The sequence below is a fragment of the Caballeronia zhejiangensis genome (genome assembly GCF_000698575.1).
GTDB lineage: Bacteria > Pseudomonadota > Gammaproteobacteria > Burkholderiales > Burkholderiaceae > Caballeronia > Caballeronia zhejiangensis.
In genome coordinates this window covers 127,069-139,089 of record NZ_JFHD01000008.1, presented here as the reverse complement: position 1 = coordinate 139,089, position 12,021 = coordinate 127,069, and the positions used below count along the sequence as shown (strand labels likewise).

The following is a 12,021-nucleotide window of genomic DNA, read 5'->3' as shown; positions in this document are numbered from 1 at the left end:
GGAGACAAGCGATGAACGCATTCTTCGCGGAGCACGCGCGCCTCGCCGATGGCTGGCGTCGCGACGTGCTGCTCGAATGGGACGACGCCGGCACGCTCGTGCGCGTCACGCCGGACAGCGCGGCGCCCGCGGGCGTCGAGCGCGCGAAAGGACCGATCCTGCCCGGCATGCCGAATCTGCACTCGCACGCGTTCCAGCGTGCGATGGCGGGCCTCACCGAGTATCGCGCGAGCGTCGCCGATACGTTCTGGAGCTGGCGCGATCTCATGTATCGCTTCGCCGCGCGGATCGGCCCGGAATCGATCGCGGATATCGCGCACTGGCTTTACATCGAGATGCTGAAGGCGGGCTACACGTCGGTGTGCGAGTTTCACTACGTGCATCACGCGCCCGATGGCGCGCCGTACGCGAATCGCGCGGAACTCGCGGAGCGCGTCGTCGATGCGGCGGAGCGCGCGGGCATCGGCATGACGATGCTGCCGGTGCTCTACGAATACAGCGGCTTCGGCAAGAGCGTGCCGCGCGACGATCAGCGGCGCTTTCTCAATACGCCCGATTCGCTGCTCGGGCTCATCGACGCCCTCGCGCGCTCGCGGCCCGAAAACGGCGCGCGGCGTTACGGCGTCGCGCCGCATTCGTTGCGCGCGGTGTCGGGCGAATCGCTCGCGGCGCTCATCGAGGGAATCGATGCGCGCTTTGAGCGCGCGCCGGTGCATATCCATATCGCCGAACAGATGGCCGAAGTGGACGCCTGCGTCGCGGCTACGGGGCATCGTCCGGTGGACTGGCTGCTCGAACATTTCAACGTCGATGAGCGCTGGTGCCTCGTGCACGCGACGCACGTCGATGCCCACGAATGCGCGCGTCTCGCGGCGAGCGGCGCGGTCGCGGGTCTGTGTCTCACGACCGAAGCGAATCTCGGCGACGGCGTGTTCCCGTCGCGCGATTATCTCGACGCGGGCGGGCGCATCGGCGTCGGGTCCGACAGTCATGTCGGCGTCGACTGGCGCTCGGAGCTGCGTCTGCTGGAATACGGGCAGCGCCTTTGCCGCCAGCAACGCAACGTGCTGGCGTCGCCGACGCAAAGCCGTCCGGCCGATCGTCTTTTCGATGCCGCGCTCGATGGCGGCGCGCACGCGACGGGACGCGCTGTCGGTGCGCTCGCGCAAGGCTTGCGCGCCGACTGGCTCGTGCTCGACGACGCGCATCCGGGCATCGGCGGACATGCGAGCGACGCGTGGATGTCGAGCGCGGTGTTTTGCGAGCATGGCGAGACGCCGATCCGCGATGTCTTCGTCTCCGGCCGCAAGGTGATCAACGCGCGCCGTCACGCCGACGAAGACGAAGCGCTCGCGCGTTATCGCGCCGCCTTGCGCGGCTTGCTGGATTGAGGTCTCACATGAACGGCTCTTCGATCTTCACGCTGGAACGCGGCAACGCGCCGCTCCTGATTTCGATTCCGCACCGCGGCACGCAGATTCCCTGCGCCCTCGCCGACGAGATGACGCCCGTCGCCAAGCTCACCGAGGATTGCGATTGGCATCTCGAACGCCTCTATGCGTTTGCGCGCGATCTGGGCGCATCGATCCTGACGCCGCACTACGCGCGCTATGTCGTCGATCTGAACCGCCCGCCCGACGACGCGAATCTCTATCCCGGCCGCGACACGACGGGGCTCTGTCCGGTCGATACCTTCGACAAGGCGCCGCTCTACAAGCCGGGCCACGAGCCGTCGCGCGATCAGATCGATGCGCGCCGCGCGATGTACTGGCAGCCGTATCACGATGCGCTCGCCGGCGAGCTCGATGCGCTGCGGCGGACGCACGGCCGCGTGCTGCTATGGGAAGCGCATTCGATCCGCTCGGTCGTGCCGCGCTTTTTCGATGGCCGCCTGACCGATTTCAACTTCGGCACGGCGGATGGCGCGTCGGCGGCGCCGGGGCTGGCGGAACGGCTTGCGAGCATCGTCGAGCGCGACGGCCGGTACACGACGGTGGCCAACGGGCGCTTCAAGGGCGGCTATATCACCCGGCGTTACGGGCGGCCCGAAGAGGGCGTTCACGCGGTTCAACTGGAGCTTACGCAGGTCAGCTACATGGAAGAAGCGCCGCCATTCGCTTACGACGAAGCCAAGGCGAACGCGATCGAACCGCTGTTGCGCGAGCTCGTATCGGCCGCGCTTGCCTATGCGACCGCGGCTTGCTGACTGTCAGCCGGATGACGAATTGCTGGCGTCGGCGCAATGGCCGGATTCGCAGCGATCTCGCGTGCGCGCGGCGGACGTGAAAATTACGCTGGAAAAACAGTAACTTAAGCAGGGTCCGCCACACGTCCCGCGCACGCCGCGCAACACCGGAGCGAAACGCATTGTTGCGGTCCGGACAATTATGTTTCCTTGAAATTGGGGTTTCCCCTAAGTCCGCGGCCTCCTACACTGTCTTCAAGCGAAACGAAATCAGAAAACGCTTAAAAAGCTTCCGATTCGGTTTCGATTTCAAAACAAGACTACTGGAGGTTCATCATGATCAAGGCATTCGTTCCCGCACTCGTCGTCGCTGCTGCTTTGGCTGCCCCGACTTTCGCTTCGGCACAAAGCAATGCGCCGGTGACTCGCGCTCAAGTCCGCGCTGAACTGGTTCAACTGGAAAAGGCTGGCTACAACCCGTCGGAAGACCGCGTGAACTATCCGCAGAATCTGCAGGCCGCTCAAGCACGCGTGAACGCTGAAAATGGCGCGAACGCTTATGGTCCTTCGACCGCTGGCACTTCGCAATCGGGCGTAGCTGCTCCGGCCGCACGCGCCAACGTGTCGATGTCGGATCGCAACTCGGTCTACTTCGGTCACTAATCGAAGGTTGATGCAGCAGGGCAGTAGATGTGGTGAGCAGTAGCGGTTGAAGTAGCAGCAAGCATCAGAAAGTGCAGTACTTGCGAGAATGCAGTAGTAGTGCGTAGTAAAGCAGTACAGCAGCAAGAAGCAAGAAGCAAGCAGTGAACGCCGGCCGCCATCGAGCGGCCGGCGTTTTTTATTGCGCGTCGTCTTTCTCTTCCATGCGCGGCGACACCGCCCCGCACGCGCGAATCACGAGTCGCACGACTTCTTCCGTCTGTTCATCGAAGGCCTTGCGTGTGAGCGCGCGCTTGCCTTTCAACGCGCGTATCTGCGCATCGAAGTCGGCATAGTGCTGCGTGATCGCCCAGATCATGAACATGAACGTGTCCGGCTCGACCGGCGCGAGCAAGCCGCGCGCGATCCAGCTTTCGATGACGATGACGCGTGTATCGAGCCAGGGCTTCACGCGTTCGTTGAGAATGTCCTGCATGTGATGCGCGCCGTGGATGATCTCGCTCGCCCACACCTTCGAGCCGAGCGGCCTGCGTCGCGACAGGTCCATCTTTGCGCGCACATAGCCGCCGATCGCTTCCACGGGATCGTCGCTGCATTCGAAGGTATCCGCCGCGCGATGCCAGTCCTCGAACAGATCTTCGAGCACGCGCCGATAGAGCGCGAGCTTTGTCGGAAAGTAGTAATGCAGGTTGGCCTTCGGCAAGCCGGCGCGTTCGGCGATCATCGCCGTGCTCGCGCCTTCGAGTCCTTTCTCCGCGAACACTTCCTCGGCGCAAGCGAGAAGCTGCGCTTCGTTGCTCTCGCGGATTTGCGCCTTGCTACGCCGTGAAGGCGGCGCAGTGTCTTCGTTTCCGGCGATGCCGTTCGCCGCGTCGTCGTATCTCATCGTCGAGTTCTTCATCGTCGAATTCTTGGGCCGTGTGCCGCATCGTGCCTGATTCGCGTCATTCGTGCCATTCGCATGTTTGGCGCTGCATCGCGTCGAAAAAGCCATTGCAACCAATAGCTGCCGATGCTGCATCGCAATGGCACGCTTATCGCTTTATTTGCTCGGTGTTTGCCCGCACACGAAAGACGTTGATTTGCTTATTTTAATCGGCTACAACCTGTCCAACTGGACAGGATTTGAAGAGCGCTCGATTTATCGAAGAGGCGTGTCGTTCGCATCATTCATCGCATAAGAAAAACGTGCACCGGGCGCGTGCAGCATCGCACCGCAAACGTCCGGCATGCACGAAACGAAGTCACTCACATACGAAGTCCGATCGTAAGGAGCGAGGCGAATGAACGTCGTAACGGATGCAATCAGAGAAGCTGGTCTCGATACGTCCATCAAGGTGAACGGTCAGCGTCTATGGGACAGCCTGATGACGATGGCCAAAATCGGCGCGACCCCGAAGGGCGGTGTCTGCCGTCTCGCGCTGACCGATCTCGATCGCGAAGGGCGCGATCTCATCGTGAGCTGGGCGAAGGCAGCGGGCTGCACGGTGAGCGTCGATCAGATGGGCAACGTGTTCATGCGCCGCGCAGGACGCAATCTCGACGCGCTGCCGGTGGTTACTGGCTCGCACGCGGATTCACAGCCTACGGGCGGGCGCTTCGACGGCATCTACGGCGTGCTTGGCGGACTCGAAGTGATCCGCTCGCTCAACGATCGCGGCATCGAAACCGAGCATCCGATCGAAGTCGTCATCTGGACCAACGAGGAAGGCTCGCGCTTCGCACCCGCGATGGTTGCGTCGGGCGTGTTCGCGGGCGTGTTCTCGCTCGATTACGGTCTGTCGCGCAAGGACGTCGATGGCAAGACGATCGGCGAAGAACTCGAGCGCATCGGTTATGCGGGCGATGTGCCGTGCGGCGGCCGCAAGCTGCACGCGGCGTTCGAGCTGCATATCGAGCAAGGGCCGATACTCGAGGCCGAAGACAAGACGATCGGCGTCGTCACCGATGCGCAAGGTCAGCGCTGGTACGAGATCACGCTGACGGGCCAGGAAGCCCACGCAGGCCCGACCCCGATGCCGCGCCGCAAGGATGCGCTCCTCGGCGCATCGCGCGTGGTCGATCTCGTGAACCGCATCGGCCTCGACAACGCGCCGCTCGGGTGCGCGACGGTCGGCATGATGCAAGTGCATCCGAACTCGCGCAACGTGATTCCGGGCCGCGTGTTCTTCACCGTCGATTTCCGTCATCCCGACGATGCCGTGCTCGCGCGCATGGATGCCGCGTTGCGCGAGGGCGTGGCACGCATCGCGGGCGAGATCGGTCTGGAGACCGCGCTCGAACAGATCTTCTACTACGAGCCCGTCAAGTTCGACGCCGCGTGCGTCGCTTCCGTGCGGGCGGCGGCGCAGCGCTTCGGCTATTCGCATCGCGACATGGTGTCGGGCGCGGGCCACGATGCGTGCTATCTCGCGCAGGTCGCGCCGACGTCGATGGTGTTCGTGCCGTGCGTCGATGGCATCAGCCACAACGAGATCGAAGACGCGACGCAGGAATGGATCGAGGCAGGCGCGAACGTGCTGCTGCACGCAATGCTGGAGCGCGCGTCGGAACCGGCTTCATAAGCGACGTTTTCTGTTGTTACGTTCAGCACTGTCCGCGTCGATCGAACGCGGACGGCGGGCACTCGTACGTCCTCACAAGGAACGCGCATGACCATGAAATCGACCGGCGATATCGCGAGCCATCGCCTCACGCAGGAACAGCTCGCATGCGAATTCGCGGATGTCGCGCCGCTCCTCGACGCCACCGCCGCCGCTGCCGCCGCGAGCCGCTGCCACTACTGCTACGACGCGCCGTGCGTCCAGGCATGTCCGACGAGCATCGACATTCCAGGCTTCATCCGCAAGATCGGCAACGGCAATCTGAAGGGCGCGGCCGTCGATATCCTGTCGGCCAATCCGCTCGGCGGAATGTGCGCGCGCGTGTGCCCGACGGAGATTCTTTGCGAGGGTAGTTGCGTACGCAACCATCAGGGCGACGAGCCGGTGAAGATCGGCGCGTTGCAGCGTCATGCGACCGATTGGGCGATGGCCAGAGGCGTCGCGTTATTCGAACGCGCGCCGGAATCGGGGCGCCGCATTGCGATCGTCGGTGCGGGACCGGCGGGACTCGCGTGTGCGTATCGGCTTGCGCTTGCGGGGCATCGCGCGGTGATCTTCGATGCGCGCGAGAAGCCAGGCGGACTCAACGAATACGGCATTGCTGCGTACAAGACCGTCGAGGATTATGCGCAGCGCGAAATCGAATGGCTGTATTCGATCGGCGGTATCGAGATCAACATAGGTCAGTCGCTCGGCCGCGACTTCACGCTCGACGGGTTGCGCAAGCAATACGACGCAGTGTTCATCGCGTTCGGCCTTGCTGGCGTGCGCGAGCTGGCGCTCGAAGGCGAAGCGCTCGAAGGCGTGATGAACGCGGTCGATTTCATCGAGCAAGTGCGCGAGGCCGATGATCTCGCGAGCGTGCCGGTCGGGCGGCGCGTCGTCGTGATCGGCGGCGGCAACACGGCGGTCGATGCGTGCGTTCAAAGCCGCAAACTTGGCGCGACGAACGTGACGATGGCGTATCGACGGGGCGTCGAGAACATGAGCGCGACGTGGGCCGAACGTGAGTTCGCGCAGACGAACGGCGTGAGCATCGTCACGCACGCGAATCCGGTGCGATTGGTCGGCGATAACGGGCAGGTGACGGGCGTCGAGTTCGAACGCGGCGGCGAGCGCTTCGTGATCGAAGCGGACATGGTGCTGAAGGCGATCGGGCAAACGCTTGTTCCCGTCGGAATCGATCGCGAGTTATTGACGCTCGATGGCGGGCGCATCGTCACCGACGAGAACCGTCAGACGACGCTCGCGAAAGTCTGGGCCGGCGGCGATTGCGCGACCCATGAAGGACTCGATCTCACCGTGCAGGCCGTACAGGACGGCAAGCTGGCGGCCGCGTCCATCGACGCGTCGTTCGAACTGACTGCGATCAAAGCCGCCTGAGCCAAAAGGAGAACCACGAACATGGCTGATCTGACTTGCAACATCGCCGGCATCACGTCGCCGAATCCTTTCTGGCTCGCGTCTGCGCCGCCGACCGACAAAGCCTACAACGTCAACCGCGCTTTCGAAGCGGGCTGGGGCGGCGTCGTGTGGAAGACGCTCGGGCTTGATCCGCACGTCGTGAACGTGAGTTCGCGTTACGGCGCGGTGCAATGGAACGGACAAAGAATCGCAGGACTGAATAACATCGAACTGATCACGGACAGACCGCTCGACGTGAACTTGCGCGAGATCGAACAGGTGAAGCGCGACTGGCCCGACCGCGCGCTTATCGTCTCGTTGATGGTTCCGTGCAACGAGAAGGACTGGAAGTGGATTCTCACGCAAGTGGAAGACACGGGCGCAGATGCGGTGGAACTGAACTTCGGTTGTCCGCATGGCATGAGCGAACGCGGCATGGGCGCGGCCGTCGGACAAGTGCCTGAATACGTCGAGATGGTGACGCGCTGGGTGAAGGAAGGCACGAAGCTGCCGTGCCTCGTGAAGCTCACGCCGAACATCAGCGATATTCGCATGGGTTCGCGCGCCGCGTTCAAAGGCGGCGCCGATGGCGTGTCGCTCATCAACACGATCAACTCGATCGTTGCGGTCGATCTCGATCAGATGGCGCCGATGCCGACCGTCGACGGCAAGGGCACGCACGGCGGCTATTGTGGTCCCGCCGTGAAGCCGATCGCGCTGAACATGGTCGCCGAAATCGCGCGCGATCCGCAGACGCCGAATCTGCCTATCTCCGGCATCGGCGGCATTTCATCGTGGCGCGATGCGGCGGAATTCATGGTGCTTGGCGCGGGCAGCGTGCAGGTGTGCACGGCCGCGATGCACTACGGCTTTCGCATCGTGTCCGATCTCGCCGATGGCCTCTCGAACTGGATGGACGAGAAAGGCTACGCAACGCTCGATGACATTCGCGGGCGCGCCGTGCCGAACGTCACGGACTGGAAGCATCTCAATCTCAAGTACGACATCAAGGCGCGCATCGATCAGGACAAGTGCATCCAGTGCGGGCTGTGTCATATCGCTTGCGAGGACACATCGCATCAGGCGATCCTGAAGGAGAAGGACGGCAAGCGTCATTTCGAAGTGGTCGATTCGGAATGCGTCGGCTGCAATCTGTGCATGCACGTTTGTCCTGTCGAGCAGTGCATCACGATGGAACGCGTCGATGCGGGCGAATATGCGAACTGGACCACGCATCCGAACAATCCCGCGCGCATCGATGCGGAAGAACCCGCGAAAGCGGCATGAACATAGACATAACGTAGCGCTCGTCGTCGTTGAATCCCCATGATCAACCGCACACTCAACCGGAGTGCATCCGATGAATCAGACAGCGCATGACGTCGAGACGAGCAGCTTGTATAACGATGACCTCGCACCGACCGGCCCCGCACAGCGCACGTGGAAGTGGTATCACTTCGCGGCGTTGTGGGTCGGCATGGTGATGAACATTGCGTCATACATGCTGGCCGCGGGTCTCACGGACCAGGGCATGTCGCCGTGGCAGGCGGTGTTGACGGTTCTGCTCGGCAACATGATCGTGCTCGTGCCGATGTTGCTGATCGGCCATGCGGGCGCGAAGCACGGCATTCCGTATGCGGTACTCGTGCGCTCGTCGTTCGGCACGCAAGGCGCGAAGTTGCCGGCGCTGCTGCGTGCGATCGTCGCGTGCGGTTGGTACGGCATTCAGACGTGGCTGGGCGGCAGCGCCATCTATACGCTCTTGAATATCCTGACGGGAAACGCATTGCATGGCGCGGCGCTGCCGCTCATCGATATCTCGCTCGGACAACTTGCGTGCTTTCTCGTGTTCTGGGCCTTGCAGCTCTACTTCATCTGGCACGGCACCGATTCGATTCGCTGGCTCGAAAGCTGGTCTGCGCCGATCAAGGTTGTGATGTGCATCGCGCTCGTGTGGTGGGCGACGAGCAAGGCGGGCGGCATCGGTTCCATGCTTTCGGCGCCGTCGCAGTTCGTCGCGGGCGGCAAGAAGGAGGGGCTTTTCTGGGCCACGTTCTGGCCGGGGCTCACGGCGATGGTCGGCTTCTGGGCGACGCTCGCGCTGAACATTCCCGACTTCACGCGCTTCGCGCGCACGCAACGCGATCAGGTGATCGGGCAATCGATCGGCCTGCCTGTGCCGATGGCGCTGCTCTCGGTGATCTCGGTTGTCGTCACGTCGGCGACGGTCGTGATCTACGGCAAGGCGATCTGGGATCCGATCGATCTCACGAGCCGCATGACGGGCATCGGTGTAGGCGTGGCACTGATCATCCTCACGCTCGATACGATGTGCTGCAATCTGGCGGCCAATCTTGTTGGACCGGCTTACGATTTTTCGAGCCTTTGGCCGAAGGGGATTTCGTATCGCGCGGGCGGCATGATTACGGCGACGATAGCCATCGTCATGATGCCTTGGAAGATTCTCGCGACTACGCAGGGTTACATCTTCACGTGGCTCGTGGGCTATTCGGCGCTGCTCGGTCCGGTCGCGGGCATTCTGATGGTCGATTACTTTTTGGTTCGCGGCACGCGGCTCGATCAGCGCGAACTCTTCGATGAAGACGGTGAGTATTCGTATAGCGGCGGATGGAATGTGGCGGCGGTGGTGGCGCTTTTGGTCGGCGTGCTGCCGAATCTGCCGGGTTTTTTGCACACTGCGTTTCCGGGTTCCTTTCCTAACGTGCCCGCGTTTTTCAATACGCTCTATACGTATGCGTGGTTCGTTGGTCTCGTGCTGGCTGCCGTTGTGTATGGATCGTGGATGAAGTTGCGCGGTGGCGCGCGGGCCAGGGTTTTGAGTGCTTGAGTTTTTTGCTTTCGCTTTCGCTTTCGCTTTTGCTTTTGCTTTTGCTTTTGCTTTTGCTTCGCCGGATCCCGTTTTCTTTGTGGTCTATGAGCGTTGCCCCTGTGCGGGGCGGCAGTCACTTTCTTTGCTGCTGCAAAGAAAGTAACCAAAGAAAGCAGCTCGTTAAGGCCCGCGGTCACACGCAATTTGGGTAGTCCTCTCGTCGCAGATGGCACTCGCCTAAAGAGTGCCATCGAAGGACTAACCGGGCTTGGATCGCGCACGGTCTGACAAGCTAGTTTTCCAAGGGCGCTGGATCAGCACGAAACAGCTTCGGCACAGCGCTACGCGCTGCCGCCGGGTCTGCAAGGGAAACCAACGTGAGGAACACGCGGCGTGGTCAGAGGGAAGGGGAAGTAAAGAAGCACTCGCGGACCCGATTGGCCGTTCGGCCGCGAAGCGGGCTGGAGCTATTTGGTGCTGAACCGGTTTGGTGTGTGGTGCGATGAGACGGACCGTGCGCGAGCCAAGCCCGATGGGGCCTATGAGGGCACTCTTTAGGCAGCCCACGATGGACGAGAGGACTACCCAAATTGCGTGTGACCGCGGGCGTATCGGGAGCTGCTTTCTTTGCTTACTTTCTTTGCAGCAGCAAAGAAAGTGAGTGCCGCCCCGCACAGGGGCAGTGCTAATAGACCGACACGAACAAAGGATTTCACGAGAGCGGAAGCGAACAAGCAACGCAACGCAACGCAACGCAACGCAACGCAACGCAACGCAACGCAACGCAACGCAACGACAACCCCCCGGAGGGACACTTCAATGCCAACATTGATCCGCGGCGGCACCATCATCGACGCTGACCGCACCTACCGCGCCGATGTTCTCTGCGCAGACCCGCAAGCCGGTGGCACGATCCTGGCGATAGGCCTCGACATAGAGGCACCGTCCGATACGCACACTGTAGACGCCGGCGGTCAGTACGTCATGCCGGGCGGCATCGATCCGCACACGCACATGGAACTGCCCTTCATGGGCACCACCGCGAGCGACGATTTCTATACCGGCACCGCAGCGGGATTGTCAGGCGGCACGACGAGCATCATCGACTTCGTGATTCCGAGCCCGAAGCAACCACTCATGGATGCGTTCAAAGAATGGCGCGGCTGGGCTGAGAAAGCATCGGCGGACTACGGCTTTCACGTCGCGGTGACGTGGTGGGACGAGTCGGTGCATCGCGACATGGGCCTGCTCGTTCACGAACACGGTGTGTCGAGCTTCAAGCACTTCATGGCCTACAAAAACGCAATCATGGCCGACGACGAAGTGCTCGTGAACAGCTTCACGCGCTCCCTTGAACTCGGCGCGCTGCCGACCGTGCACGCGGAAAACGGCGAGCTCGTCTTTCAGTTGCAGAAGCAACTACTTGCGAAAGGCTTCAGGGGACCGGAGGCGCATCCGTTGTCGCGTCCGCCCGAAGTGGAAGGCGAGGCGGCCAATCGCGCGATCCGCATCGCGCAAGTGCTCGGCGTGCCGCTCTATATCGTGCATGTGTCGGCGAAAGATGCAGTCGATGTCATCGCCAAGGCGCGCAACGAAGGACTGCGCGTGTTCGGTGAAGTGTTGCCGGGCCATCTGGTGATCGATGAATCGGTGTATCGCGATCCCGACTGGACGCGCGCCGCCGCGCACGTGATGAGCCCGCCGTTTCGCACGAGCGAGCACCGCGAAGCATTGTGGCGCGGGCTGCAATCGGGACAGCTTCATACGACGGCGACGGATCATTGCGTGTTCTGCGCATCGCAGAAGGCGATGGGCCGCGAGGACTTCACGAAGATCCCCAACGGTTGCGGCGGCGTGGAAGATCGCATGTCGGTGCTGTGGCATCACGGCGTCAACATGGGACGTCTCACGCCGAACGAATTCGTGCGCGTGACATCGACGAACGCGGCGCAAATCTTCAATCTCTATCCGCGAAAGGGGGCGGTGCAGATAGGCGCGGACGCAGATCTCGTCGTATGGGATCCGAACGCGACCCGCACGATCTCCGTAAAGGCGCATCATCAAAAGGTCGATTTCAACGTCTTCGAAGGCATGCAAGTGCAGGGCGTCGCGACGCACACGCTCACGCGCGGCGCGCTCGCGTGGACCGGCGGCGATCTGCGCGCGGAACGCGGCGCGGGACAGTATCTGAAGCGTCCGCCGAACGCGTCGTACTTCGAGGCGGCGCGCGTCGCCAACAAGCTGAAGGAACCGCATCCGGTGAATCGCGCTGAATCGGCTTGATTTGCGCATCGGTCGACGAAGCTCCGCGTTGCATTCGACGCGGAGTTTTGTCA

9 protein-coding genes are annotated in these 12,021 nt (G+C 62.2%); 8 read left to right on the top strand and 1 reads right to left on the bottom strand.

Annotated features, from left to right (window positions below):
• Positions 1–11: 11 nt before the first annotated feature.
• The 3 genes from BG60_RS13755 (at position 12) to BG60_RS13745 (ending at position 2,848) form a co-directional block, all read left to right on the top strand.
• On the top strand, positions 12–1,391 hold the full coding sequence (locus tag BG60_RS13755; protein ID WP_008353723.1) for a formimidoylglutamate deiminase: 1,380 nt from the start codon (positions 12–14) through the stop codon (positions 1,389–1,391).
• A gap of 8 nt (positions 1,392–1,399) precedes the next feature.
• Complete coding sequence (hutG, locus tag BG60_RS13750) at positions 1,400–2,206, top strand: N-formylglutamate deformylase (RefSeq protein ID WP_008353722.1); 807 nt, start codon at positions 1,400–1,402, stop codon at positions 2,204–2,206.
• Between the two features lie 318 nt (positions 2,207–2,524).
• Positions 2,525–2,848, top strand: coding sequence for a DUF4148 domain-containing protein (locus BG60_RS13745; RefSeq protein WP_033536343.1), 324 nt, complete (start codon positions 2,525–2,527; stop codon positions 2,846–2,848).
• Between the two features lie 178 nt (positions 2,849–3,026).
• Here BG60_RS13745 and BG60_RS13740 read toward each other — a convergent pair whose 3' ends face one another.
• Complete coding sequence (locus BG60_RS13740; protein WP_075583504.1) at positions 3,027–3,749, bottom strand: TetR/AcrR family transcriptional regulator; 723 nt, start codon at positions 3,747–3,749, stop codon at positions 3,027–3,029.
• Positions 3,750–4,131: 382 nt separating this feature from the next.
• Between BG60_RS13740 and BG60_RS13735 the strand changes: the two genes are divergently transcribed.
• The 5 genes from BG60_RS13735 to hydA all read left to right on the top strand — a co-directional run bounded on the left by BG60_RS13735 (position 4,132) and on the right by hydA (position 11,968).
• Positions 4,132–5,412, top strand: a complete 1,281-nt coding sequence (locus BG60_RS13735; protein WP_008353719.1) for a Zn-dependent hydrolase — start codon at positions 4,132–4,134, stop codon at positions 5,410–5,412.
• 87 nt (positions 5,413–5,499) lie between these two features.
• Positions 5,500–6,834, top strand: a complete 1,335-nt coding sequence (locus BG60_RS13730; RefSeq protein WP_008353717.1) for an NAD(P)-dependent oxidoreductase — start codon at positions 5,500–5,502, stop codon at positions 6,832–6,834.
• A 21-nt stretch (positions 6,835–6,855) separates the two neighbouring features.
• Complete coding sequence (preA, locus tag BG60_RS13725; RefSeq protein ID WP_008353716.1) at positions 6,856–8,142, top strand: NAD-dependent dihydropyrimidine dehydrogenase subunit PreA; 1,287 nt, start codon at positions 6,856–6,858, stop codon at positions 8,140–8,142.
• A 73-nt stretch (positions 8,143–8,215) separates the two neighbouring features.
• Positions 8,216–9,703: an NCS1 family nucleobase:cation symporter-1 gene (locus BG60_RS13720; RefSeq protein ID WP_008353715.1), complete on the top strand. Its 1,488-nt coding sequence runs from the start codon at positions 8,216–8,218 to the stop codon at positions 9,701–9,703.
• Between the two features lie 801 nt (positions 9,704–10,504).
• Complete coding sequence (gene hydA, locus BG60_RS13715; RefSeq protein WP_008353714.1) at positions 10,505–11,968, top strand: dihydropyrimidinase; 1,464 nt, start codon at positions 10,505–10,507, stop codon at positions 11,966–11,968.
• Positions 11,969–12,021: the final 53 nt, after the last annotated feature.